This is a genomic window from Acinetobacter sp. 778_lipA (assembly GCF_058242985.1).
Genome location: NZ_JBZAYT010000001.1, coordinates 3880007 through 3904832, shown reverse-complemented (window position 1 = coordinate 3904832; position 24826 = coordinate 3880007). Strand labels below are relative to the sequence as shown.

The following is a 24826-nucleotide window of genomic DNA, read 5'->3' as shown; positions in this document are numbered from 1 at the left end:
GAAACTATGAAATAAATAAGGAGCGAAAGCTCCTTATTTTATTGCGACATGAAAATTGATTTAAAAGAATGTTTAGTGATAGAAAAAGGAGCCAAAGCTCCTTTAACCGTGTTCAAATAAATTATAAAGAACGGGAAATCAGTTCTTTCATAATCTCGTTTGTACCTGCATAAATACGATTTGCCCGATTATCAATATAAGCGCGCGCAATTGGATATTCCAGCATATAACCATACCCGCCATGTAATTGGAGGCATTCATCAACGACATTGGAGAATACTTCTGAAATTTTGTATTTTGCTGCAGCTGCGGCATCAACACCTAAAGTGCCTTCAAGTTGTAATTCCATACAACGATCGAGATAAGCACGACAGAAATCAATTTCTGTGCGCATTTCAGCAAGCTTAAAGCGTGTATTTTGAAAAGCACTGATTGGTTTACCAAACGCTTTACGGTCTTTGGTATATTGAACCGTATGTGCTAGCGCTGCTTCTGCGCCTGCTTGGCAGATAATCGCAACCAGCATACGTTCCCACGCCAACTCTTTCATCAGCATGATAAACCCCATGCCTTCCATTCCTAATAAATTTTCTTTTGGTACACGAACATCTTCAAAGAACAATTCGCAAGTATCTTGTCCTTTCATACCAATTTTATTGAGTGGTTTTCCTTTGCTAAAGCCAGCACGGTCAGCTTCAACGATAATCAAAGATAGGTTGGCAGAACCTTTCTCTGAACTGCCTGTTTTACATACGACAATTGCCATATCGCACAGATAACCATTGGTAATAAAAATTTTAGAACCATTGATTACATATTCATCCCCGTCTAAAACAGCAGTAGTGCGAACGCCTTGTAGGTCTGAGCCTGTTCCTGGTTCTGTCATCGCGATGGCTGTGACTGTTTCTCCAGAAGCCATTTTAGGAATCCAATGTTTTTTCTGTTCTTCATTACCAAAGTTGTTGATGTAGTTGGCAACAATATCCGAGTGCAAAGAAAAACCTGTAGAAGAATCCATTGCATAAGCTTGCTCTTCAATCAGAATCATACTGTAGAGGCGATCTACCCCATAACCACCATATTCTTCAGGCATGGTTGCACAGAGCAGACCCATTTCACCTGCTTTGTTCCATAAATCTCGATCTACATGTTGTTGTTCTTCATATTTAGCAATATTTGGGACAACTTCTTTTTCATAAAATTTACGTACTGTTTCACGAAAAGCTTCGTGATCGGAATCAAACAATTTACGAGGCAACATATTGGTTAAAGGTCGGATAGCACCTGATTGCATTTTTATAATATCCATATGAGTTTTAGTGAGTTGAAATTATGTGAATTGCTTATTTGTCGCAATGAGATGAATGCTCAAAACTCACTTTTAAATGATGAATTTGGTCATTTAAAAGAATTTAGCGAGAAATTGATCGGGAATCAGGTAAACTAAGTCAGAATTAACCATTGGGGGAAAATGATGTCAGAAGAACTTACTTTAGAAGAACGTAAAGTGATTTATCGTGCTCGTCGCGGTTTAAAAGAAATTGATGTATATTTTGACCCATATGTAAAACAATATTACTTAGAAGCAAGTGCGCAAGAAAAAGCCTTGTTTAAAGAGTTAGTTGATCAGGAAGACCCAGATTTATTGGATTGGTTTATGGAAGTTTCAGAACCGCCTCGACCTGAACTTAGAGGTTTGATTAATAAACTTAAAGATTATGTCCACGGATGAGGTAAAAACTCACCAACGATATCAATTCAAACCCAGTCGTATTGCACTGGGTTTTCAGCTTTTGTGTTTAACAGTTATTTTTATTGTGCTGTGCTCCATTATAACTGTATGGACAAGTGTATTATTGCTGTTGCTGGCATGCTTTAGTCTAAAAATATTTAGAATGCGTCCAGAAGTCCGAAGTTTGGAACATTTTGATTTAGAGCATTGGAGCTTACAATATGAGGATTCCAATCAAATTCATCATATACAAATTCAGAAAATGATTGATCATCAATTTTATATTGCGGTGTATTTTTGTGAGGAAAGCAATAAAAGTCTAATTATTTGGCAAGATCAACTAAGCACAATACAGTGGAAATCTTTGAAATCTCGGGTCACGCTAAGTTAATTGTCTGACAAATATAAAAAATATAATTTTAATTTAATTTAAATAAAACAGTAGTTTATTTGTATTTTTTCTTATTGAATATTCATTGTTAGACCAAATATATAGAAAATAGCGCAATTATGAGATTGTCCGACAATTCTATCTGTGAAAATCTGATTTTGCATGTAAATTAAAATCACCAACAGCGAGGAGGAATTTCCAAATGGGTGAAATTCATACGTTTTGGTTCTTAGTGGTTGCAATTGTTTTTGCAATTATATTTGGAAGACTAGGAACTATGCTGAGGGAACAGATCGAGAAAGCTAACGCTAACAGTGTTAACGGTAGCAAATTTAAAAGACTTAAAACGAATAAACTCTCTTAAAGAGTTTACCTTTTAACAAGTAGCATGTGCTGAACCGTCGCAATGCTACTTTTTTTTGCTTAAAATTTGTATAAAAACTAGATCAGGTCAATTGAATACTTTCTATATTGTGGCAAATTCTTCAGATGAAATTAGAGCTATTACTCTGTTATTCAGAGATTGCATCTGATATTGTTATTTTAAAAGGGATATAAACACAATTATATAGAGGACAGGAAGTATGTCTAAGGTCCACAAGCTTGGTCAATTGATGCTGACCGCTGTCGTTGCCTCATCTGTGTTATCAGGTTGTTCATATGTTGTAAAATCAGGTGCCAATGTTGCGCTTGGATTTAGTGAGAAACATATCGTCCCACCCATTTTGGCAGGTAATGATACAGATATGGCGTGCAACTCAGGCAACGCCTTAACACCAGCAATTATGGCAACAAAAGATATGGGGGCTGACCCAACCCGTATGGCAGTATTATTATATTCAGCTGCGGGAATGTGTGCAGAAAATCGTGCTTTGGATGCAGAACTCAGATATTTACGGGCTTCAAAAGACGGTAAAGTGACTGAAGCTCAAGATGCTCGTATAGAACAAAAACGTTGGGCAGCTCTTGCCGCAGAACGTCAATACACGGGCTATCAACTATTTGCAGAACGTTGGCAGGCAAAATATAAATATACTTTAGGTGATTCTTGTCCAACCATGCGTAAGGACTTGGATCAAACCATCTATTTAATCGGTATGCTCAGTGGTTTGCAATCGATGACCAATGACATTAACTCTGGTGGTGCAGTCAATGTACCGAAAGATATTGCTGCGATTGTTGAACGTGGTATGACATGTTTAGACAATAACAAATTCTGGGGTGCCCCAATGGCGACCCGTGCAGTGATTTGGATATTGTTACCAGGTGCAGGAGATGGTAAGCCTGATCCAACACAGACCTTACAACAATCAATGCAAATCGCAGAACAGAAAGGTGTTCGTTTAGCATTTGCAATGAATGCTGTTGCAGCACAAGCTAGTGGTGATGATGCTAAATTAAGAGCGGCGTTAAAAGCTTATGCCGCATCGCGAGCAGATGATAAGCCAGTAAACCCTGAATTTAGATTGTTAGATGGTATGGCGGGTCAAATGGTTCAAGGCATTGCAGATCGTTATTGGACTGAACATACCGGTGTTCGTGCAGCAGATGATGGAATGACGACATTCTGGGATGAGCAAGCATCTACGGGTGATGATGAATTATTTAATGATTTACCTGCACCGACTGAAGAGCCAAGTGCTTCAGCTGACGAACCTGCAGCAAATCCATAGTATTCAATTGCATGAATTGGTTAGAATTGAGGAAGAGCGACAGCTCTTCTTTTTTTATGGTGTAGCATGGAACAACACAAGTTAGATAAAAATATATTGTTTATTGCAACCAGTATCATTTTCTTTGCAATTCTTCAGCTTTTTCAAACTCATTTCATTTATCAGCACGATGTTTTTTTAAGCCAGCCTTGGCGCTGGTGGACAGGGCATTGGGTTCATGTGGGATGGATTCATTATGTTTTAAATGTTTTGGCTTTGGCTTGTTTACCCTTTTTATTTCCAAACATTAAAAAGAAAGTTTTTATTGCTTTATTGCTTATTTTACCGCCTTTACTCAGTCTCTGTTTTTATCTGATTTATCCTCATATTTTTGCTTATGCAGGTTTGTCTGGCATTCTTCATGGTCTGTTTGTATTTTGTGCAATCGTCAGTTTAAAAGAAAAGCCAGAACGAAATTTTGCCTTCATCGTATTGTTATGCATCTTAGGCAAAATCGCATGGGAACATTTTTTTGGTGCACTACAAACTGAACAATTGATTGGTCATCCTGTTTTAATACAAGCGCATTTGCTTGGGGTGATTTTTGGAAGTATTTGTGCCATCTTGAGCTTAATTTTTCGACTTAATGTTATGAAATAGAAAATGAATCAAGAATATTATTTGCATGAAGTATTATTTTATAAAATTTTATTATTTTGATGAGGTTAAGCACATAGAAGCGTAAATATATTTAAAAAAAATTTGAATGAATGCTTTGTAATGAATGGATGCTGATTCTCATTTGTGGTTAATTATGTGAATGTTACATCAATTTTAGTTGTAAAAAATATAAGTACTTAGTTGTTTTTTCACATTTAATGATAAGACTATAGATGAGTTGACAAAAAGCTCGCCAAAAAAATTAATCTTTGTCATGTTTTTCTTAGGAAAATTAGGGCAAATTTGAGTGGTGATGATAGGAATGGGTATTGGTAAAGGATTTTACCTCTCACCTAATAATAAAAGATAAGCTGTGCAAGCGATTGTACACTGGTTATAAAAACTGGAATAACAATGCAAGAACCTGTAAATAATAGATCGGGATTAGGTCTACTCAGTTATCTCTGGAATGAGTGGTTCTCAACCTTTTCCATCCTTATTCTGCTTCTCCTGACCTTGATCATTGGGACAGGGGATATGATTCATGGGCAAATGCTTCGTTTAGGTGAACGCCTATATGGAGACGAAAAAATAGGAATGCAATATTCCTTTTTACGTGCTGAGCCCAGCAAACCTTCATGTGACCGCAATGTAGATATCGATAAGCTTGTCAAAGAAAAAATGCAACAGGAAGCCAGTGATCCTGATGCGGCATTTTTTGGTTTAACGCCAGAAGCAGATGTTCGCGCTTCATTCGTTTCAGCTCAAACGGATTGTGAACAGAAATATGCGTTCTATGATAAATCGATCAAACATATGGAAGATCATCCATCCCTTCGTTCATATCGTTCGATGGAAACGGGTTTCTTCTGGATATTAAAATGGGGCTCTGAACATCGTGTACTCATTCTGATTTTGATGGTGGTGATTGCTGCAATTACAGCATCATTGAAGATGCATCATATTGGGCTACGTCCAGCGCGTACTAAGCTTGATTTTAAAGTTTATAATATTGCGATGGTACTGGGGAATGCCTTACTGAGCTTCTCGGTCATTAGCCAATATCGTTCAGTACTCAATTCTGGTGTTGAATCTACCCTTGAAACGATTGGGGTCTATTGGTTATGGATGATCCTGTTCGTTGTCTTGACAGTCATCAGCCTGTTTAAATTATTCCGTACCCCAGAAAATGCTGAAGAAGGCGGTAAATTTGGCCTTGCGCTGCTGAGCATACCTTTATATGCCTTTATGGCAATTGTGACAGGTATTGCATTTACTTTCTTTATGGACTACCCAATGGGGCAAGGTATTTACCTTGGCTTGTTGACTGAATTTTCAAATATCTTCCTTAATTTAGCACTGTTTATTTGGGCGGGTATGTTATTGACCCAAACACGTGTGATGGATCTTTTCTTGGCGATTCTTCGTCCTTGGAACTTAGCGCCTGAAACATTGACGTGGATCATTTTGATCGGTGCTGCAATTCCAACAGCATATACAGGCGCTTCGGGAATCTTCGTTGTTGCTGCTGGTGCAATTATCTACAAAGAAGTGTGGAATTCAGGTGCTCGTCGTCAATATGCACTTGCTGTTTCGGCAATGTCAGGTTCACTGGGTGTTGTATTACGTCCGTGTCTATTGGTGATCTTAATTTCCATGTTGGATAGCCGTCATGTAACTTCAGACGAGCTATTTGATCATGGTATTTATGTATTCTGGTTAACCGCATTTATTTTCTTAGGGGTGTCGTTATTCCTTGCTGAGAATAAGTTCCGTATTAACTCACCGAAAACTGCTGTCCCTGGTATGTTGCGTGCTTTCGTTCCTGTGCTTCCATATATCTTGATTGTTGCTGTCGTAATTGGCTTCTATCAGTTTGGTCTGGACACGAAAATGGATGAATTTACCGCCCCTGTAATTCTTCCAATCATGTTATTGGCATTTATTTTATTTGATAAGTTATTTGGTAATAAATTACCGATACCAGAAAACCCAAATAAAGCACTTGCTCTAGAGCATGAAAAAAATTCTGAATACTTACGTGAGCATGGTGATACCGCTGAAACGAAACGTGGCTTCCGTAGCGCAATTCGTTTTGCAACATCTGAAAGTGTTGGTCATATTGGTGCGTTAATTATTCTAATGGCATTGTCTGCAAGTGTTGGTGGTCTGATTGAACGCAGTGAGATCGTGACCATGGTGCCAACGCATTTGGGTAGTATCTTGGTGACACTTGGCTTTATGGCATTGTTACTTGCATTAATTGGTATGACAACAGATCCATTTGGTGCGGTGATTCTTGTTGCTGCGACGATTGCGCCAGTTGCATTTGAAAATGGTATCCATCCGATTCACTTCTGGATGATTGTACTGGTTGCATTTGAGTTTGGTTATGTTACGCCACCAGTTGCGCTCAACCATTTACTGACCAGGCTCTCGGTCGGTGATGCAGAAGTTGCCGCCGCCGATGCTGAGGCAAAAGCCAAATATACAAGCTTCTACTATCGTTATGAGCGTTGGATCTTGCCAATCGTGGTGCTGTTCTCCGCATTGGTGATTGTGACCTATGCGCCGTACATGTTTAACTTGTTTGACTGGTATGCCAGTAAATAATTGAATGTCTAAAAAGCGCCTTCGGGCGCTTTTTTTCTGTCTGTGGCTTTGAATAGATTTAGTGATCTTTAAATTGAAACTGCTGAATGTACTCACTCGGCGTTAAACTGGTTTCACGTTTAAACATGGCACTAAATGCACTGGCACTGTCATAGCCCAAATCAAGTGCAACATTGAAAATAGATTTATTCATTGCCAAATCAGTCATGGCCTGCATTAGCCTTGCCTGCCGTACCCAATGACTAAAATGCATATTGGTTTCTTTCTGAAAATGCCGAGTGAGGGTTTTCGAACTAACATGTAAAAATTGGGCGGCATGTTCGAGTGTCCATGTATGGCTGAGATCAAGTTTGATTTCAGCACAAAGCTTTTGCAATTTAATATTTTGTGGCTCAGGTAAGCTAAATGGTAGAACAGGAAGAAGTTCCATCTCATCTAAAATCAATTCAAGCAATCGTGCTTCACGGCTTTGTGGGTGAATCGTCGATTGTATCTGCATTGCTGAGCGGATAAGTTCTTTTAAAAGGGGAGAGATCGTGACGACACGGCACTCATTGACTAATTTTGAACGTGCGTCTGGCTCAATAAATACACCATAAGCTTGTACATCACCACTGATCAGAAGAGCATGGGCCTTATATGCTGGAATCCATACACCGCGTCCCGGTGGCGTGACCCATGTTCCTTCTGCCGTTTGAATACGGAGAACACCAGAAAGCGTATGAATCAGTTGGATACGTTCATGGCTATGCCAATCTTCGATATGTCCATGGGAATAATTTTCAGTAAAAGCATAAATTGGATAATCTAAAAATCCATGATCATAATTATTTCCCATGATTTAGTCCTCAATCAATATGGCACTGCCAATCACACCTTCGTGGAATTGCTTAGTTCTCAATCATAATGTACTTTATGCGATAGTTATTGTCATTTTATCGTACAAGTTCAAAATGATTATTTTTTAACATGGTTGAATCTTTCTGTATAGGCAGAGCAGCATGTTTCAAAAAGCTTATTTCTACCCATTGTTCGCCATTTTATTTTGGGCTGGAAATGTAATTGTATCTAAAATGGCAAGCCATGCAATTTCACCTATAGCGATTACATTTTATCGTTTGGTTTTTGCGCTTGCGGTGATGAGTACTTTTGTATTGATTCCCAGTTGGAAAAATCGCCATATTATTCGCCAGTATTGGAAACATTTGGCTTTAGGTGGATTTCTTTCTGTATCCTTATTCCAATTTTTGTCTTATCAAGCAGCGACAACCACGACAGCAACCAATATGGCGATTGTGACGGCATTGATTCCATTATTGACGATTATTTTAAGTACATGGATTTTAAAAGATCAGATTAGCTACGGCTTAGTAATCGGAGGCTTCTTATCATTCTATGGCATTTTGTATTTATTGAGTCATGGGCATATTGCCCAAGTTTTTAGCCAAGGTATGCATCTTGGAGATGGCTTGATGTTGCTTGCCGCAATCGGCTACGCTTTATATGGTGTGCTGTTAAAACGTTGGAAAATGCCGATCCCAGCATGGCAATCGAATTTTGTCATGTCGACCTTTGCCATCTTATATGTTTTGCCGTTTTTTATCTTTTTACCCGCATCACAAATGCAACTGAATCAACAGACCGTTCCTTTGATTTTGTATGCCAGTATTTTCTCATCGATTTTATTGTCTTATTTATGGATTGAAGGTGTAAGACATTTGGGACCCAATAAAAATAGTATTTTTATGAATTTATTGCCAGTGTTTACAGCTTTAATTGCCGTAGTGCTATTGGGTGAACATTTACAAGTTTTTCATTTGGTTGGTGGTGGTTTAACACTCTGTGGAATTTTATTGGCGCAAATTATCCAAAAGCCAATCCAATGGAAAAAATCAACACAGCAATCATTTGACTCACTTTAAAATATTGGAGGATCTATAGTTGAAATTGAAAAAAGCCTTAACTTATAAATAGGTTAAGGCTTTTCTGGTATCAGATCATCATTTTTGCGTATGGGCAAAAATTATTGATTTTGTGCAGCTATTTGTTGTTGAAGTAGCTTGATTTGCTCTTCCTTAAGTTTAATCAATTGATCTGCATCGGCATGTTGAGACTTGAGGTTTTGTTGCTGATCATCGAGTTGTTTTTGGATATCTTCTAGTTTAGCCACTTCTTCTTTAGCTAAACTGGTATTTTCAGGGATTTTATCTTTTAAAATGGATTCTTTGACCAATTCTACATTGGCAGTCTCTGAAGCAGCACTTTGTTCAACAGGCGTTGCCACAGGCGGAGCCGTTGCTTCCACTTTCTTCGTAGTAGGTGTTGGTTGATTCAATTGCTCATTGATTTGGGTGCTTTCAGAGGTGTTATTTAACCAGAAAAAAATAGCAATTAAAACGATAACTGCCCCCAAACCACCAGCAATAATCCACATTAATTTTGAATTGTTTCTTTGTTCTATATGCATTTTATTCGGTCCGATCTATTTTGAAGAGCGAGGCTTGAATTGAATGACCCCAATTTCATCAGGTATAGCAGGTTCTTCAGGCGCATCTACATGAGTAGGGCGATTTTCAGAATATCCACACTCGATGCATTCAATCCATTCCGCATCGTCTTGGGTGAGCATAACAATACGATCCATCGCTTCACATTTTGGACATTTTGCACCAGCAATGAAACGACGTCTAATATTCATACACCCACCACACTTTAAACAATTTTGGCCGTTAGTTTAAGCGTTTTTTTAGCTATTCGTCCAACCTTGATGACGTAATAATGCATCTATTTTAGGTTCACGACCACGGAAATTGATAAATGCATCAAGTGCTGTATCTTTTCCGCCAACTGCAAGGATTGCCTTACGGAACTCTTGTCCAGTTTGGGTATTAAACACACCCTCATGTTCAAAGCGGTCAAAAGCATCGCTTGCTAAAACTTCTGCCCATTTATAAGAATAATAACCGGCAGCATAACCGCCCGCAAAAATATGGCTAAAGCCATTCTGGAAGCGGTTATAAGGTGCTGTTGCTAAAACTGCATACTTCTGGCGAATATCATCTAAAGTTGCTTGGATTTGTTCAGCATTTAGGGCAGGTGTAAGTTTATGAATGGTTAAATCGAACAGTGCAAATTCAATTTGTCGTAAAGTTTGCATACCTGACTGGAAGAAACGAGCATCGAGTAATGCTTTTAAAAGATGCTCAGGAAGTGTGTTTTTAGATTCAATATGTTCACTGATTAAAGCCAAGCTTTCAGTATCCCATGTCCAAAATTCCATAAACTGGCTAGGTAACTCTACTGCATCCCATGCAACACCATGTGTGCCAGCAACTGCAATATTGTCCACTTCTGTCAACATATGGTGTAAGCCATGACCAAACTCATGGAATAAGGTATTCACTTCATCATGTGTTAATAGGGCAGGTTGGTCACCGACAGGTGGGGTAAAGTTCCCAACCATATAACAGATTGGTTTTTGTAACCCCGTTTCGGTTTGCATACGCGAGCGGAAACCACTCATCCATGCACCACCACGTTTACCGTTACGCGCATAGAGATCAAAGTAAAAGCCACCAATCACAGTGCCTTGGTCTTCTAGTTCATAATAATGGGCATCTGTATGCCAAAGTGGTGCTTGGCGTTCAATAACTTGAATTCCATATAAACGATTGACCACATTAAATAAGCCTTGAATCACTTTAGGCGCAGGGAAGTATGGTTTTAAATCTTCCTGAGAAAGGTTGAACTGCTGAACTTTTAGTTTTTCAGAATAATAACTGCTGTCCCAAGGTTTTAGCTCATCTATGCCATCTTGTTTGGCAATAGTTTTGAGTTCTTCGATTTCATTTAATGCAGGTGTACGTGCATGTTCTGCTAAATCAACCAGAAATTGATCAACAGTGGCAACATCCGGTGCCATTTTTGAGGCAAGCGAATATTCAGCAAAATTGTCAAAACCTAAAAGCTTAGCCATTTCCTGACGCAAGCTGAGGATTTCAACCATTACGGGTGCATTGTCAAATTGCGTATCGCTAGCTTGGTCCGAGGCGCGTGTAACATAAGCGTGATAAATTTCTTCACGGAGCGAGCGATCTTCAGCATAGGTCATGATGGCCAAATAAGATGGAATATCTAAGGTCGCAACAGGCTGATCTAGTTCGCGTTGTTGACCATATTGTTTGAGTAGTTCAATACTGCCTTGTGGTAGACCTTTAAGCTGATCCGTGGTTAAAGTTTTGCTATAGGCTTGGGTTGAATCCAAAACATGATTAGAAAAATCAGAAGACAGTTGTGATAATCGTGCTGAAATTTCTGCATAGCGTTTTTTAGCTTCACCTTCAAGGGCAACACCTGAAAGTTTAAAATCACGTAAAGCCAGTTTAATTGCACTTTGTTGCGCCGTTGGCAAGTCGCTAAACATCGCATGATCATAAACATTTTGATAAGTTTGGAACAAAGCAACGTGTTGACCGATCTGAGTGTAGTATTCACTTAAACTTGGTAATAAGTCTTGATAGACTTCACGCGTTTCAGTGTTATTCATCACTGCGTTGAGGTGTGACAAAATTCCCCAAGATTCACTCATGTTATTTTCAAGTGAATCTACATTTTCGATCACTGCAAGTTGTTTTTGAATGCTTTCAGGGACTTGTACCAAGTCATTTAAAAAGTTTTGACCGTCTTGGATGGCTTTTTCAATATTTTGTTTGAGTTGATCTAAACTAATTTGATCAAATTGCGGTACTGGCAACGTTGCCTGTTCTAGTGTCATGAGCTTTATGCCAAATCATTTCTTAAGTTATAGATAGATGTAGGGCTTCTGGCAGGGGAAATCAAGGTGTGACAATAAAATTAACACAGATGTTAATGGACTTGTTTGGTTTTCAGGTTGTATTCAAAAGGGATAGAATATGCACCCGCATCAAAACTGATGCCTAAAATATCTTTTTTAAGATAAAAGCCATTTGCATTTTTTAGCGCAATAAAATCTCGATCTTCAGCATAGTATCGGTATAGGTATTGCAGATCTGCGCTATCACAGTCATTAGCCGTTTTAGAAAGCGTTGCTGTTTTATTTTCAATACATGGATCAAGTTGCTGAGCAATTTCATTTGAGATTTGTGCTGCGGACAATTGATATTTTTGTAGTATTTGTGACAATGTTGCGAACTGTTTATTTTTTAAATCGATCACATAATACTTTTCACGATAATAGCTGCGTCCGCCTTCAATTTCTAAATGAGTATAAACACTTAAAAAGTTTTGATCCTGATAGATCTTTCCTGAACTAAAGTCGATACGTGTAGCATCATCTGCCAAAAGTTCGTGTTTGATCTGTTGGTTGATTTTTTCAAAACCTTTGCCTTGGATAAAGGGAATATTTCCTGAAAAATTCGTATATTGGGGGGGAATAGTTTGGGTTTTAAAGGTGATGGTTTCAGCAGAAGCTACACAGCTGAGTAGCAGTATTGAGAGTGATAGTATATTTTTAATTTTCATGCTGTTATTTCTAGAGTTATTAGAGTCGCTATGCATGCATTATAAAACAAGGAAGACTCTATGAGGGTACAAGAAAAGTATTTATTAAAAGTAGTAAGTTTTGATCCTGAACAAGAACCAGAAGAGCAACATATTTATTTGATAGAGGTTTATGACTTTACTTATGATGGGGATGAAGAATACGAGGAGCCATCATTAAGTGAAAAACTACATTTTTCTTAAAACAAAATCAATTTTTAAAAAAATACTCTGAAAATAAAGTTTTGTTAAAACAATAGTCAACCTGTCAAAAAAATCATACGCAAAAATATAATTTCTATTGATTAATATTTTTAATTAAATCAATTGCATGAGGAAATGAGTTGTTTGATTATAAAAAGCTTTCATTGCCACGCTTTACATTCAAAGTTTAAATACCATCGCGTAGGCGATGCCAAACCTTGCACTGCAAACAAAGCAGTGCTTTGTTTTTGCTCATGGGCGAGGGATACGTCCTGTACCCCCACCCAACGGCGACATCCTTGTCGCTACACGATAGAACGGCCATCTATGATTCAAAAGTATAAAAAATAATTGACAATTAATAGTTTATAAAAGTTCATACAAAAAGATAAGCTTGATTTGTGATCAATGGTTTGAAGCAAATCACTTGTATGAGTAATTAGGTGGTGTGACTATAATTATAAAAAAAGAGAGCCGAAACTCTCTGATTTTGCGGTAAGTCAAAATTACTCAGTCTTTGCTTTTGCGTTCGACTTCTTCTTTTTTGCTTTAGCCTTTTTCTTCACTTTATCTTTAGCCTTTGTTTCAGGCTGAGTTGCAGTACTTTTTCCAGGTTTTTTATTGTAAGAGCTGGGTTTTCCTTTGGGCTTTTTCTTTCGAATGGGACGTTCCCCATCTTCGCTGGCGTTCCCACTGTCAGATTCAGATTTAACTTTGACAGGACGTTCAGAAAAAACTTCTTCTTTGGCAACGGGTTTTGCAACACGTGGTGCACGACTACGGATTACACGGCCCGCATGCGACAGTTGTTGTAACAATTCAAAATCAATCTTACGTTCTTCTAGGTTAACCCCAGCAACTTTGATCTTGACTTCGTCACCCAAGCCAAAGGCTTGACCACGATTTTGACCAACTAAATTTTGACTAACTTGGTCATAAACAAAGTAGTCATCGCCCAATTGACTCACGTGAATCATACCATCCACATATAAATCTTTTAGGGTTACGAATAAGCCAAATTCAGCGGTTGCACTGATCACACCAACAAATTCTTCGCCTAAATGTTGCTGCATATAGTGACATTTCAACCATGAAGTAACCGAACGCGAAGCTTCATCTGCACGGCGTTCAGTTGCAGAGAAATGTTCACCCGCATCTTCTAATGCTGCACCTGAAAGAGGATACTTTTTGTTGGTTAAACTGGCTTTAATCGCACGATGTAATAGCAGATCAGGGTATCGACGAATTGGTGAAGTGAAATGGGTATATGCTTCATAAGCCAAGCCATAGTGCCCCACATTTTTTGGACCATAGTAGGCTTGCATCATTGAACGTAACAACACCGCATGAATACTCGGTGCATCAATACGATCTTTGGTTGCTTCAATCACCGTTTGATAATCGGCTTGTGTCGGTTGGTCAGGGAATTTAAAGCCCAATAATTTTACAAAGTCTTTTACTTTTTGAATGCGTGAAAACTCTGGTGCTTCATGCACACGATACAACATTGGAACTTCATTTTTTAAGCAATATTCTGCTGCTGCAACGTTAGCAAGCAACATACATTCCTCAATAAGCTTATGCGCAACATTACGTGAACGCGGTAAAATTTCTTTAATTCCACCCAATTCATCAAAAGTCATGTAGGTTTCAACGGTTTCAAATTCCATTGCATGACGTTGTGCACGTAAACCTTTTAAAGTTTCATACAATTGGTAGAGCGTATTAACTGACTTACGGACATCACGGTCTTCAGGAATCGCATTGCTGTCGCCATCTAAATATTGTGCAACTTGGGTATAGGTTAAACGTGCTTTTGAATGCATCACTGATGGATAAAATTCAAATTTAGTCACTTTACCAGCACGACTTAAATTTAAATCACACACCATACATAAACGGTCAACATGTGGATTTAAAGAACATAAGCCATTTGAAAGTGCTTCAGGCAACATCGGTAATACATAGTGTGGGAAATACACGGATGTACCACGTTCTTGCGCTTCATCATCTAAAGGTTTACCAACACGGACGTAATGACTGACATCTGCAATTGCGACAACGACACGATAGCCACCACCAGGGCGTTTTTCAGCATAGACTGCATCATCGAAGTCACGTGCGTCTTCACCATCAATGGTAACTAAAGGCAAATCTCGTAAATCTATACGACCTTGACGATCCTTTGCAGAGGGTTCTTTAAACGCTTCGGCTTCTTTGATGACTTCTTCTGGGAATTCATAAGGTAAACCATATTCTAAAATGGTTTGCGGGATAATGATTTCAGTATCGGCTTTATCCGCCATTGATTGAATCACATGACCTGTCGCAAATTCATCTCGTGTTGGATAGTCATCAATTTCAACACGTAATGCATCGCCGACTTTGGCTTTGGCATGTTCAATCAGTTCTTTTTCTAAAGTTATGGGTTGATGCGCATTGGGCGGTGCAGGTTGAATAAAGTATTCACCTTCAAATTCTGCAACTTTACCGATCAGTTGTTTAACTCGACGTTGAGTCACTTCAGTAATATAGCCCCAAGCTTTACCTTTACGGTCTACAGAAGTTTGTTGGACTTTAATGCGGTCACCATGGAAGACTTGACGTAATTCGCGCTCAGGCAGAAGGAACTCATCTTTCTTCCCATCTAAGCTTGCAACGCCTAAACCTTTAGCGTTGACATAAACAGTAGCGTCTAGGGTAGGTTGATCGGCCATCAGCTGATATTTAAAACCATCTTTCATCAATTGACCATCACGGACCATTGCACTTAAACGATGGCTGAGCGCATCTATACTTTTTTGATCGACAATTTCAAGCAGTTCAACAAGATCTGCATGTGACAATGCTTCTTGTTTTCGTTCAATGATTTCTAGGATAAGGGTACGACTTGGAATGGGATTGTCGTAACGCTCAGCTTCAGCTTTGGCTTCAGGATCGACCCAATTTTTCATGATGTATTTGGTTTCTAGTCAGAAGATAGGATTAGCATAAGACATACAGTGGAATACTGCACGTAATTGATTGCAATATTGTGTTTTTAATTTAATTTTTAGAGAAATTTTCTTTGTATTTGTAGATTGTGATTGTTTTGCAGCATAAAAAAACAACAAAATGATGAAAATCGCTTAAAAAGTATTTAATTGAGTAAATTTCTCTATTTTTTTTAATGTCATCACTTGCCGAATCGGGTTTTAGTTTGTATTATGGCGGCTCGTTACGGTGAGATGGGTGAGTGGCTGAAACCACATCCCTGCTAAGGATGCATACGGGTAACTGTATCGAGGGTTCGAATCCCTCTCTCACCGCCAACGATTACTTATGACGCGCTCATAGCTCAGCTGGATAGAGCACTTGGCTACGAACTAAGGGGTCGGGAGTTCGAATCTCTCTGAGCGCACCAATAAGTTAATCATGATGTAACGAATGCCTTTTGGCAACACAAGTATTGCGCTCATAGCTCAGCTGGATAGAGCACTTGGCTACGAACTAAGGGGTCGGGAGTTCGAATCTCTCTGAGCGCACCAACTTGAAGAATTAACCGCATACGTTGCGGTTTTTTTGTACCTGAAATTTAGATTGATGATTTTAGTTGGTTGAATATATTGATTCTCTTGGCTATTTTACGAAAAATAAAATAGCTAAATGCAATAAGCCCAATAATAATGCCAGTTATCTCTAAATAGGAAAAAGTGCTAATTTTAAAAAGAAAAAAGATGCTAATTAAACTTAGACTAAGCCATAATAAACAGAAAAATAGGATTTCATTAAAGAAAAATATTTGAAAGAGCCTTTTGCGTAACTCCTTATTTTTAATTCGCGTCAGAATTAAAAACCGATGTTTAAAACCGAATGAACTGTTTGGTGAGATTTCAGCTTTGGATAGCAGCATTCGATAAAAATGGACCTCATCAAAAGACGCATTGAATTTGTTTTTAACAGGCTGTTGTGTCTTTTCATTGTTACTTAACCATTTATCGACCTCAAAACAGGGGAGTAAAGACTCTCCAAAACCATCGATATCTAAATATCGATTTTGGGGTGTATTAAGTTCGAAAGATTTTGGCAGCCAATATTTTGAAGGTGATAGACTTTTGGGATCTCGATGTTTTTGTTCGATGAAATGGATCATATCCACCATTTCATTTCTAGTTTCTATGCTAAATGGATCAATCATCATTCCCATAATATCAGTAATGTTTAACTCGACTGAAAATGTTGGAGTACGTTGTAAATATTGTAAAAATGATTGAGCTAAAATTGCTACTTTTTCATCATTATAGAGTGCTGACCATATGTTGAGTCTGGATTTAAACGTTTCACAGCTTTTTAAGATCGTTGCACGAAAGACGTAATAGGTTAAGTCATCTTCATCTTGAATAGCGGTAATGTCTTCAACTTTAAATAAGGCCAACCAAAATAACGGAATAGAGTATTTAACTTCTTGATAGGTTTCATTTTCATCCATTTGCCCAATAGTTCTATCGAGATCGGATGAAATCAAAAGTGTTGAGTAATGTCCCATTTTTTTCCTTTTATTATCTGAATTTTTATAGAAATATTGATGAAATAATAGTACACGATTGATTGAGTTGGAATTTAAATAAAATGAGTTTTATCCTTTTTTACACGTCTATTCCTGTCGCAGAGCAAGGATTAGAACATCTATTCTAGGGCTAAAAACATTAAAATAATTAAAATAACCGAAGCTTTAGAAAGAAGAACATGAAGAAATATACAGATGGATATTATATTTACCAGCATGTTGATTTTATTTGTTATTTCAACCTGCAACAGTGTGATGGCTGTAATCGCACGTTGACAGGTTTTGTTTATGAACTGCAAATCCAAAGTTTAGAGAATGAATCTGTCATCTTCTGTGCTGAATGTATGGAATTGTTAGACGTAGTGAATGTCGAATAATTGCTTGGGGTTGATGAATATTCAATTTTAACTTCGCTGATTTTTTCTCACAAAAAAGTAAGCATTATCCAGCATTATTTTTATAGAAAAGCTTATCTGATAATCATATTTATTTAGAAAAAATTCTCACTGTAAGATGGTTCCAAATCATTTTTTCTGCTTTAGAGCGTAACAATAAAATAATTATTTTGGACGATTTCTTTGAATTGGCAATATATCTACAGTGTGATGCCACAGTTTGCTTCAGCAATGGTGACCACACTCAAAATCTCAATCATCAGTATTATTCTCGCAATATTGGTTGGTTTAATTTGCAGTATTCTCATTACCTATCGGGTACGGGTCTTTGACAAAATTGTCAAAATTTACATTGAATTATCACGCAATACGCCCTTATTGATTCAGTTATTTTTTCTCTATTACGGTTTACCAAAACTGGGGATTAAAATTGATGGATTTACCTGTGGGGTCATTGGTCTAACTTTTCTAGGTGGAAGCTATATGGCTGAAGCCTTTCGTGCAGGTTTACAAGCTGTGGCCAAAGGGCAAATTGATTCAGGTGAAAGTATAGGACTGAATCCACTGCAAGTTTTTCAATATGTGATCTTCCCTCAAGCTCTAGCAATTTCAATTCCTGCAATTGGTGCAAATTGTTTATTTCTGATTAAAGAAAGTTCTGTGGTAAGTGCCATTGCAGTGGTGGAACTATTGTTTGTCACCAAAGACTTAATTGGTATGGATTATAAAACCACAGAAGCATTATTTCTCTTGATCATGTCTTATCTGATTATTTTATTGCCTGTGTCTATTCTCACCAGTTATCTGGAATATCGCAGTCGGAAGGTGAGCCATGGAATTTGATTATCTGTTTCAACCCAGTCATCTTGCACGATTACTGGAAGGGCTGTGGGTTACTGCAAAAATTGCCTTTATATCAGTATTTTTTTCAGCAATTTTTGGCACGATTTTCGGTGTCATTATGACGTCAAAAAATTTACTGATTAAAAGTTTGTGTCGATTGTATTTAGAAGCGATTCGGATTATTCCAATTCTAGTTTTATTGTTTGTTTTCTATTTTGGCTTTGCAACATGGTTTAACTGGCAGCTCTCAGCGGTACTGGTATGTATTGTGGTCTTTGTATTATGGGGCACAGCTGAAATGGGCGATCTAGTTCGTGCTGCCATCACATCGATAGATCAACATCAACACGATTCTGCACATGCACTTGGCCTGAGTCCTATGCAAACTTTGAGCTATGTGATTTTCCCACAGAGTTTAAAAAGAGTCACACCAGGCGCAATCAATTTATTCACGCGTATGATTAAAACCAGCTCTTTGGCAGTGCTGATTGGCGTGGTCGAAGTAATTAAAGTTGGACAGCAAATTATTGAAAATTCGCTGTTAATTGTTCCGAATGCATCTCTTTGGATTTATGGTTTGATCTTTATTTTATATTTTATCATTTGCTATCCCTTATCCCGTGTAGCGACGCATTTAGAAAAAGTTTGGGAGTAATCATGACTTTGTTATCTATACAACATTTACAGAAATCATTTGCAGAAAGTCATATTTTACAAGGCATAGATTTGGACGTAAAACAGGGTGAAGTCGTGGTGATCCTTGGTCCATCTGGGTGTGGAAAAAGCACATTGTTGCGTTGTATCAATGGCTTGGAAAAAATACAGGGGGGCACAATCAATTTAGCTGGCTCAGGTGTATTGGGCAAAGATTTAGCGTGGGTGGATGTACGTCAAAAAATTGGCATGGTGTTTCAAAACTATGAACTTTTTGGGCATATGAATGTGATTGATAACATTTTATTAGGCCCTTTAAAAGTTCAAAAACGAACAAGAGCTGAAGCTGAGAAAGTTGCAGACGAATTATTGAAACGTGTCGGTTTATACGATCGTAAGCGAGATTATCCGCGACAGTTATCGGGTGGGCAAAAGCAACGTATCGCAATTGTGCGTTCATTGGTGATGCAGCCTCAAGTGATTCTGCTAGATGAAATCACCGCTGCTTTAGACCCTGAAATGGTCCGTGAAGTATTAGATGTGGTTTTAAAACTTGCACATGAAGGAATGACCATGTTGATCGTGACTCATGAAATGTCTTTTGCCAGAAAAGTCGCCGACAGAATTATTTTTATGGATAAAGGCAAAATTATTGAGCAAGCCACACCTGGACAATTTTTTGAGCATCCACAGACTGAACGGGCAAAAGCCTTTTTAAATATGTTGAATTATTAACAGTAATTTAGACATCAATATTCACCCTAATAGCAACACAGAATGATCTATAAAAATGAGGATGTATGGCTTTATCTTATTTAACTCAACCATCGATTTTTTTTAATATTTCCAACGTTGTTCGAACATTGAGTGTGGCCTTATGTATGGGAATGTTGAGCGCATGTAGTCAGCCAACTGAACCAATTGCATCAGCGGAGCAAAATACCCAGAATGATCAATCTTTAGATCAGATTAAAAAGCAGGGCGTGTTTCGTGTGGCTGTTTTTGCAGATAATCCACCATTTGGTTATGTGGACAGTGCAGGTAAACCACAAGGTTTTGATATCGCTTTAGCAAAAAGAGTGACCAAAGATTTGCTTGGGGATGAAAATAAAGTTGAATTTGTGGTGACTGAGGCTGCTAACCGTGTGGAGTTTTTAAAATCGGGTAAAGCAGATGCGGTATTTGCCAGTTTTTCAGTCACTCCTGAACGTAAACAAGTGGTTGATTTTGCCCAACCGTATTTAAAGGCTGCTTTAGGCATCGTATCCCCTAAAGCCAAGACGATTACCAATATTCAGCAGCTCGAAGGCAAAACCTTGATCGTCAATAAAGGCTCGACATCAGATATTTATTTCACTAAGAATTACCCAAAAATTAATTTATTAAAGTTTGAACAAAATACCGATGCTTTTAATGCACTGAAAGATGGTCGTGGTGATGCAATTTCTCAAGACAGTACTTATGCCTTGGCATGGGCAGCTGAGAATCCAACATTTACGGCGGGAATTCAGCAAATTGGTAATCAAGACTTTATTGCACCTGCAGTGAAAAAGGGCAATACCCAACTTCTAAATTGGCTCAATACTGAAATTTCAAGCTTACAAAAAACAGGTGAAATTCAGAAGATTTATGATCAGACCTTAAAGCCAGTTTACGGTGGAACTGTGGACGCTCAAGTCTTTTTGGATGTGAAACTGAAATAAAAATTGCATCAAAGCGTTTAAATACGAAAAGAAATCATCGTTTAAGTATGAAAATAGATTAGAGGAAAATTAAATGAACATATCAATAAAACAGCTGACTCATCTACTTGCAGCCTCTGTGCTTAGCTTAGGGTTGGCGGCGTGTAATAAAAATGCTTCAACAACTGAAAAAACTGCTGAAACTGAAAAAACCAGCTCAAGTATTGAACAAATTAAGAAAAATGGTGTGGTTCGTATCGGGGTGTTTAGTGATAAGCCACCTTTTGGTTACTTGGATTCACAAGGTAAAAACCAAGGATTTGATGTGGAAATTGCTAAGCATGTTGCCAAAGACCTATTAGGAGATGAAAACAAAGTTCAATTTGTTTTAACGGAGGCTGCCAATCGTGTGGAGTACCTTAAAGCCAATAAGGTCGATATTATTTTTGCTAATTTCACCGTGACACCTGAACGCAAGGAAGTTGTAGATTTTGCTCAGCCTTATTTAAAAGTTTCTTTGGGTGTTGTATCGCCTAAAGCCAAGCCAATTACAGATATTGCACAACTTAAAGACCAGACTTTATTGGTCAATAAAGGCACGACAGCAGACTCATTCTTTAGCAAATCACATCCTGAAATTAAATTACAAAAGTACGAGCAGAATACAGAGACCTTTGATGCTTTGAAAGATGGACGTGGTGTGGCTTTGGCACATGATAATTTATTGGTACTTGCTTGGGCAAAAGAGAACCCAAATTATACAGTGGGTATTACCAGCTTGGGTCAGCATGATTTGATTGCACCTGCAGTCAAGAAGGGTGATAAAGAATTATTGGATTGGTTGAATCAAGACTTAGAAAAATTATCTAAAGCAGGGGTTATCCAGCAAGCATATGAAAAGACGTTAAAACCTGTCTACGGTGATAGCATTAATCCAAAAGATTTATTGGTTGAGTAAAACCATTAAAACTTAAGTTTGCTCTTTAAAACGAGTATCCACTTTAACTGGGAAAACATGATTTGCATTTAATTGATCTTTTTCACAAAGGTCTCTTGTGCAAGTAGATGTTTTCCTTTTTTTGTCATTGGCTGCATAAGTGCCAATTCATCACCTGTATTTTTCTCAAGCAAAATAGAATGTGGTTGATCCTCAGCAAATAAAAATTGCTCACCCCATTGACGTAATGCCACGATGATTGGAAACAGTGCATAACCTTGTGCAGTGAGCACATATTCCAAATAGGCTGAACCATTAGATGCTGGTTGGTTCTTTAGAATTTGAGCATCAACAAGTTTAGCCAAACGATCAGATAAAATATTTTTGGCGACATTTAAATTTTTTTGAAAATCACTAAATCGTTTTACCCCATCAAAAGCTTCGCGAATGATCAATAAAGCCCAACGATCTCCAATCAATTGCACTGACCGCGCAACTGGGCAAGCTTCATATTTATCTTGATTCATCAGTTGTCCATATTTCATCTTAAAAATAGACTATAAATCTAGTTGCAATTTAAAACAAGATTGCGTAATTTAATCTGGTTGCAAATTAAAACTAGATTGGTGCAAAATGAACAAAACAGATCATCATCAGCGCAATAAAACAAGAGAGCAACAACAATCCCATCTTTCTCCAATCTTGGTCATGTTGTTGGCGTGTGCTGCTGGATTGAGTGTTGCAAATGTTTATTATGCACAGCCATTGCTGGATCTTATTGCTCAAGATTTTAAATTAGATTATTCGTGGGTGGGGTTAGTTGTTTCATTGACTCAAGTGGGATCAATCATTGCATTAATTTTTATTGTGCCTTTAGGCGATTTAATACCACGAAAATCTTTGATGTTGTTTCAGTCCATCATTTTATGCCTAGCTTTAATCTCGTTGGTTTTTTCAGATCATATTTTCACGTTGTTATTGAGTATGCTGATTGTGGGCATGTTGGGCACAGCGATGACCCAAGGCTTAATTGTTTATGCATCAGTTTTGGCGGCTGCTGATGAACGCGGCAAAATCGTGGGTACAGTCCAAGCAGGTGTGTTGATTGGTATACTTTTATCTCGGGTACTGTCTGGTAGTTTAGCCGATTGGTTTGGATGGCAAGGGGTATATATATTCTCAGTATTATGTATGAGTATGATCAGTGTGTTTTTATGGAAATACTTAGCTGTTATCCGCATCGAAAAAGATCCTACTCAGCAATTCACTTATTCCCAGATAATCTTTTCATTGTTTGAACAATTGTTTAAAAATAGAGTGTTACAGATTAGAGGTGTACTTGCTTTCATCATTTTCGTCAATTTAAATCTGTTTTGGAATGCACTGGTGTTTCCTTTATCTGTTCAGCCTTTTGAATATTCACATAGCTTGATTGGTTTTTTAGGCATCATTGGTGCCATCGGTGCAGTTATGGCAATCCGTGTTGGTGTGTTGGTTGATCGAGGCTATGCGCAGCGTGTTACACAATATGCGTTTCTACTACTGATCGGAGCTTGGGTCATTTTAAACTGCTTATATTTTTCAATTTGGATTTTTATTTTAGCGATTATTTTATTAGATGTAGCTATTCAATCAATCCATGTGATTAATCAAAGTCTGATCTTCCAAGCGGATATTCGACTACATGGGCGATTGGTGGGTGCTTATATGTTATTTTATGCATTGGGTAGTGCAGTGGGCTCATTACTGGCAACAACACTCTATGGTCATTGGGGATGGTATGCCGTGTGTGCTGCTGGAATCCTATTGAGTATAGTTGGCTATTTATTTTGGTTGTTTACTGAAAAATATTTAATTCAATTTCAAATGAAACAGCATGCAAGCAGTGTATAAATACGTAGATTCTAGGTTTTTGTCGATTTAAAGATAAATAGCCCAAATACTAAACACTTGGTGCTTAAGTATTGAAATAATCCTTAACAAAAAAATGAAAAGGCGTATAATGCGTCCCATCAAGACGTCGCGCTCATAGCTCAGCTGGATAGAGCACTTGGCTACGAACTAAGGGGTCGGGAGTTCGAATCTCTCTGAGCGCACCAACTTGATAAAATATTAAAAAAACCGCTTTATTGCGGTTTTTTTGTGCCTAAATGATGGCACAATGAGCAAGATAATAAAAATAAGGCCAATCATTCATGCATAAATATCTCTCATTCTTTATCGTGTTGGTCATCAGTCAAATGACTGGATGTACCGCCATTCTGTGGAATAACAGTGATTCTGGTAGGTTGGCGACGGGTAAAGTGGTTTCAACCCATGCAGATCGAGTAATTGTAGATCAGGATCAAATTGTCGGTTTTGCCTATTTAAAAGAAAATGCTTCCTCAAAAAATAGCCATGATATAAACAATGTAGATATCTCCTTAATCGTGGTTGGGCAAAAATATGCGTATATGATTGATATTGGAAATAAGGAAATTTTAGAAACCATTCGATCTGATTTAGACGCCAAGTATTGGCGAATCAAACCAGTCCGTCCGAGTGACAATTATTTTAGCTTGTCTTTAATGCCGGAAAGCGATGATCAAAAAAATCCACAAGCAGCTCAATTTAGCAGTGATATTGAACTGTATTATGCAAAAAAGAATTTAACTGGACAGGAAGAAAATAAGTTATCTCGACTTGGACTGAGTCAATACGAATATGGCCGGGAAAACTCTGAATTTTATCAAAGAAAAATTGGATTGGTTGGACGTGTAGTGGGGTTAAACGCTGAAATTAAAAATATGAAATTTCAGAACTTTAGTCAGAACTATACAATTGCGATGTATACACAAGGAAAAACCAAATACTCATTACATTCTAAAACACTGTTGCAGAAAATAGCCTTAACCCCCGTCACTTTAGTCGGTGATCTGGTCGCAATCCCGTTATATTTCCTATTTAATATTGGCACAACAATCAAACATCTGGCTGATTAATTGAGTTTAAAAGTTC

General features: G+C 37.8%; 23 protein-coding genes and 4 tRNA genes. 18 read left to right on the top strand and 9 right to left on the bottom strand.

From position 1 onward, the window contains the following. Positions 1–121 precede the first annotated feature (121 nt). Positions 122–1294 carry an acyl-CoA dehydrogenase family protein gene (locus AC4CUY_RS18490; protein WP_336953500.1) on the bottom strand — a complete coding sequence of 391 codons (1173 nt, stop codon included), beginning with the start codon at positions 1292–1294 and terminating at the stop codon, positions 122–124. A 180-nt stretch (positions 1295–1474) separates the two neighbouring features. Here AC4CUY_RS18490 and AC4CUY_RS18485 point away from each other — a divergent pair, with 180 nt between their 5' ends. From AC4CUY_RS18485 to AC4CUY_RS18470, 4 genes are all read left to right on the top strand, one after another. Next, the gene (locus AC4CUY_RS18485; protein ID WP_336953501.1) at positions 1475–1732 is read left to right on the top strand and encodes an FAD assembly factor SdhE; all 258 of its coding nucleotides are present in this window, start codon (positions 1475–1477) and stop codon (positions 1730–1732) included. 975 nt (positions 1733–2707) lie between these two features. Beyond that, complete coding sequence (locus tag AC4CUY_RS18480) at positions 2708–3796, top strand: hypothetical protein (protein WP_336953502.1); 1089 nt, start codon at positions 2708–2710, stop codon at positions 3794–3796. 66 nt (positions 3797–3862) lie between these two features. Beyond that, positions 3863–4435 (top strand): rhombosortase, encoded by a 573-nt coding sequence (gene rrtA, locus AC4CUY_RS18475; protein WP_336953503.1) that lies wholly within the window; start codon positions 3863–3865, stop codon positions 4433–4435. 414 nt (positions 4436–4849) lie between these two features. Further along, positions 4850–7048 (top strand): TRAP transporter large permease subunit, encoded by a 2199-nt coding sequence (locus AC4CUY_RS18470; RefSeq protein WP_419306027.1) that lies wholly within the window; start codon positions 4850–4852, stop codon positions 7046–7048. 58 nt (positions 7049–7106) lie between these two features. On the opposite strand, the gene AC4CUY_RS18465 is transcribed toward AC4CUY_RS18470, so the two are convergent. Further along, positions 7107–7886: an AraC family transcriptional regulator gene (locus tag AC4CUY_RS18465; RefSeq protein ID WP_419327701.1), complete on the bottom strand. Its 780-nt coding sequence runs from the start codon at positions 7884–7886 to the stop codon at positions 7107–7109. A gap of 163 nt (positions 7887–8049) precedes the next feature. Here AC4CUY_RS18465 and AC4CUY_RS18460 point away from each other — a divergent pair, with 163 nt between their 5' ends. After that, the gene (locus tag AC4CUY_RS18460) at positions 8050–8970 is read left to right on the top strand and encodes a DMT family transporter (RefSeq protein WP_336953505.1); all 921 of its coding nucleotides are present in this window, start codon (positions 8050–8052) and stop codon (positions 8968–8970) included. 101 nt (positions 8971–9071) lie between these two features. Here the strand turns inward: AC4CUY_RS18460 and AC4CUY_RS18455 are convergent, their stop codons facing one another. From AC4CUY_RS18455 to AC4CUY_RS18440, 4 genes are all read right to left on the bottom strand, one after another. After that, positions 9072–9515, bottom strand: coding sequence for a hypothetical protein (locus AC4CUY_RS18455; protein ID WP_336953506.1), 444 nt, complete (start codon positions 9513–9515; stop codon positions 9072–9074). A gap of 15 nt (positions 9516–9530) precedes the next feature. Then, the gene (locus tag AC4CUY_RS18450; RefSeq protein ID WP_419327730.1) at positions 9531–9740 is read right to left on the bottom strand and encodes a YheV family putative zinc ribbon protein; all 210 of its coding nucleotides are present in this window, start codon (positions 9738–9740) and stop codon (positions 9531–9533) included. A 54-nt stretch (positions 9741–9794) separates the two neighbouring features. Further along, entirely contained in the window at positions 9795–11822 is a 2028-nt protein-coding gene (locus AC4CUY_RS18445) for a M3 family metallopeptidase (RefSeq protein ID WP_490774557.1), read from the bottom strand. A 92-nt stretch (positions 11823–11914) separates the two neighbouring features. Next, positions 11915–12550, bottom strand: coding sequence for a hypothetical protein (locus AC4CUY_RS18440; protein ID WP_490774556.1), 636 nt, complete (start codon positions 12548–12550; stop codon positions 11915–11917). Positions 12551–12610: 60 nt separating this feature from the next. Between AC4CUY_RS18440 and AC4CUY_RS18435 the strand changes: the two genes are divergently transcribed. Beyond that, positions 12611–12772, top strand: a complete 162-nt coding sequence (locus tag AC4CUY_RS18435; protein ID WP_419327697.1) for a hypothetical protein — start codon at positions 12611–12613, stop codon at positions 12770–12772. A 506-nt stretch (positions 12773–13278) separates the two neighbouring features. Here the strand turns inward: AC4CUY_RS18435 and rnr are convergent. Continuing rightward, positions 13279–15729 (bottom strand): ribonuclease R, encoded by a 2451-nt coding sequence (gene rnr, locus AC4CUY_RS18430; protein ID WP_490774683.1) that lies wholly within the window; start codon positions 15727–15729, stop codon positions 13279–13281. A gap of 264 nt (positions 15730–15993) precedes the next feature. On the opposite strand from rnr, the gene AC4CUY_RS18425 reads away from it, so the two are divergent. The 3 genes from AC4CUY_RS18425 (at position 15994) to AC4CUY_RS18415 (ending at position 16299) form a co-directional block, all read left to right on the top strand. Then, positions 15994–16083: transfer RNA gene (locus AC4CUY_RS18425), tRNA-Ser, on the top strand. A gap of 15 nt (positions 16084–16098) precedes the next feature. Further along, positions 16099–16175, top strand: a tRNA-Arg gene (locus AC4CUY_RS18420). A gap of 47 nt (positions 16176–16222) precedes the next feature. After that, a tRNA-Arg gene (locus AC4CUY_RS18415) sits at positions 16223–16299 on the top strand. Between the two features lie 47 nt (positions 16300–16346). Here AC4CUY_RS18415 and AC4CUY_RS18410 read toward each other — a convergent pair. Further along, a complete protein-coding gene (locus tag AC4CUY_RS18410) occupies positions 16347–17297 on the bottom strand; it encodes a hypothetical protein (RefSeq protein ID WP_490774555.1) in 951 nt (316 codons plus the stop codon). Between the two features lie 200 nt (positions 17298–17497). On the opposite strand from AC4CUY_RS18410, the gene AC4CUY_RS18405 reads away from it, so the two are divergent. The 6 genes from AC4CUY_RS18405 (at position 17498) to AC4CUY_RS18380 (ending at position 21850) form a co-directional block, all read left to right on the top strand. Then, the gene (locus tag AC4CUY_RS18405) at positions 17498–17695 is read left to right on the top strand and encodes a hypothetical protein (RefSeq protein WP_490774554.1); all 198 of its coding nucleotides are present in this window, start codon (positions 17498–17500) and stop codon (positions 17693–17695) included. A 201-nt stretch (positions 17696–17896) separates the two neighbouring features. After that, positions 17897–18556: an amino acid ABC transporter permease gene (locus tag AC4CUY_RS18400; RefSeq protein ID WP_490774553.1), complete on the top strand. Its 660-nt coding sequence runs from the start codon at positions 17897–17899 to the stop codon at positions 18554–18556. After that, positions 18546–19211, top strand: a complete 666-nt coding sequence (locus AC4CUY_RS18395) for an amino acid ABC transporter permease (RefSeq protein ID WP_483770598.1) — start codon at positions 18546–18548, stop codon at positions 19209–19211. Before AC4CUY_RS18400 ends, AC4CUY_RS18395 begins: the two co-directional genes overlap by 11 nt. 2 nt (positions 19212–19213) lie before the next feature. Then, positions 19214–19945, top strand: coding sequence for an amino acid ABC transporter ATP-binding protein (locus AC4CUY_RS18390; RefSeq protein ID WP_490774552.1), 732 nt, complete (start codon positions 19214–19216; stop codon positions 19943–19945). A gap of 146 nt (positions 19946–20091) precedes the next feature. Further along, positions 20092–20913, top strand: coding sequence for a transporter substrate-binding domain-containing protein (locus tag AC4CUY_RS18385; protein ID WP_490774682.1), 822 nt, complete (start codon positions 20092–20094; stop codon positions 20911–20913). A 73-nt stretch (positions 20914–20986) separates the two neighbouring features. Beyond that, a complete protein-coding gene (locus AC4CUY_RS18380; RefSeq protein ID WP_336953516.1) occupies positions 20987–21850 on the top strand; it encodes a cysteine ABC transporter substrate-binding protein in 864 nt (287 codons plus the stop codon). Between the two features lie 68 nt (positions 21851–21918). Here the strand turns inward: AC4CUY_RS18380 and AC4CUY_RS18375 are convergent, their stop codons facing one another. Beyond that, positions 21919–22356, bottom strand: coding sequence for a winged helix-turn-helix transcriptional regulator (locus tag AC4CUY_RS18375; protein WP_483770599.1), 438 nt, complete (start codon positions 22354–22356; stop codon positions 21919–21921). A 106-nt stretch (positions 22357–22462) separates the two neighbouring features. Here AC4CUY_RS18375 and AC4CUY_RS18370 point away from each other — a divergent pair, with 106 nt between their 5' ends. From AC4CUY_RS18370 to AC4CUY_RS18360, 3 genes are all read left to right on the top strand, one after another. Continuing rightward, on the top strand, positions 22463–23722 hold the full coding sequence (locus tag AC4CUY_RS18370; RefSeq protein WP_483770600.1) for an MFS transporter: 1260 nt from the start codon (positions 22463–22465) through the stop codon (positions 23720–23722). Between the two features lie 129 nt (positions 23723–23851). Continuing rightward, positions 23852–23928 (top strand) — tRNA-Arg (locus tag AC4CUY_RS18365). 96 nt (positions 23929–24024) lie between these two features. Continuing rightward, a complete protein-coding gene (locus AC4CUY_RS18360) occupies positions 24025–24810 on the top strand; it encodes a YidX family protein (RefSeq protein ID WP_490774551.1) in 786 nt (261 codons plus the stop codon). Positions 24811–24826: the final 16 nt, after the last annotated feature.

Bases quoted from the DNA above. Each gene is read 5' to 3' on its own strand.
- AC4CUY_RS18490 (WP_336953500.1), bottom strand. From the start codon at position 1,294: ATGCAATCAGGTGCTATCCGACCTTTAACCAATATGTTGCCTCGTAAA.
- AC4CUY_RS18485 (WP_336953501.1), top strand. From the start codon at position 1,475: ATGTCAGAAGAACTTACTTTAGAAGAACGTAAAGTGATTTATCGTGCT.
- AC4CUY_RS18480 (WP_336953502.1), top strand. From the start codon at position 2,708: ATGTCTAAGGTCCACAAGCTTGGTCAATTGATGCTGACCGCTGTCGTT.
- rrtA (WP_336953503.1), top strand. From the start codon at position 3,863: ATGGAACAACACAAGTTAGATAAAAATATATTGTTTATTGCAACCAGT.
- AC4CUY_RS18470 (WP_419306027.1), top strand. From the start codon at position 4,850: ATGCAAGAACCTGTAAATAATAGATCGGGATTAGGTCTACTCAGTTAT.
- AC4CUY_RS18465 (WP_419327701.1), bottom strand. From the start codon at position 7,886: ATGGGAAATAATTATGATCATGGATTTTTAGATTATCCAATTTATGCT.
- AC4CUY_RS18460 (WP_336953505.1), top strand. From the start codon at position 8,050: ATGTTTCAAAAAGCTTATTTCTACCCATTGTTCGCCATTTTATTTTGG.
- AC4CUY_RS18455 (WP_336953506.1), bottom strand. From the start codon at position 9,515: ATGCATATAGAACAAAGAAACAATTCAAAATTAATGTGGATTATTGCT.
- AC4CUY_RS18445 (WP_490774557.1), bottom strand. From the start codon at position 11,822: ATGACACTAGAACAGGCAACGTTGCCAGTACCGCAATTTGATCAAATT.
- AC4CUY_RS18440 (WP_490774556.1), bottom strand. From the start codon at position 12,550: ATGAAAATTAAAAATATACTATCACTCTCAATACTGCTACTCAGCTGT.
- AC4CUY_RS18435 (WP_419327697.1), top strand. From the start codon at position 12,611: ATGAGGGTACAAGAAAAGTATTTATTAAAAGTAGTAAGTTTTGATCCT.
- AC4CUY_RS18410 (WP_490774555.1), bottom strand. From the start codon at position 17,297: ATGGGACATTACTCAACACTTTTGATTTCATCCGATCTCGATAGAACT.
- AC4CUY_RS18405 (WP_490774554.1), top strand. From the start codon at position 17,498: ATGAAGAAATATACAGATGGATATTATATTTACCAGCATGTTGATTTT.
- AC4CUY_RS18395 (WP_483770598.1), top strand. From the start codon at position 18,546: ATGGAATTTGATTATCTGTTTCAACCCAGTCATCTTGCACGATTACTG.
- AC4CUY_RS18390 (WP_490774552.1), top strand. From the start codon at position 19,214: ATGACTTTGTTATCTATACAACATTTACAGAAATCATTTGCAGAAAGT.
- AC4CUY_RS18385 (WP_490774682.1), top strand. From the start codon at position 20,092: ATGGGAATGTTGAGCGCATGTAGTCAGCCAACTGAACCAATTGCATCA.
- AC4CUY_RS18380 (WP_336953516.1), top strand. From the start codon at position 20,987: ATGAACATATCAATAAAACAGCTGACTCATCTACTTGCAGCCTCTGTG.
- AC4CUY_RS18375 (WP_483770599.1), bottom strand. From the start codon at position 22,356: ATGAATCAAGATAAATATGAAGCTTGCCCAGTTGCGCGGTCAGTGCAA.
- AC4CUY_RS18370 (WP_483770600.1), top strand. From the start codon at position 22,463: ATGAACAAAACAGATCATCATCAGCGCAATAAAACAAGAGAGCAACAA.
- AC4CUY_RS18360 (WP_490774551.1), top strand. From the start codon at position 24,025: ATGCATAAATATCTCTCATTCTTTATCGTGTTGGTCATCAGTCAAATG.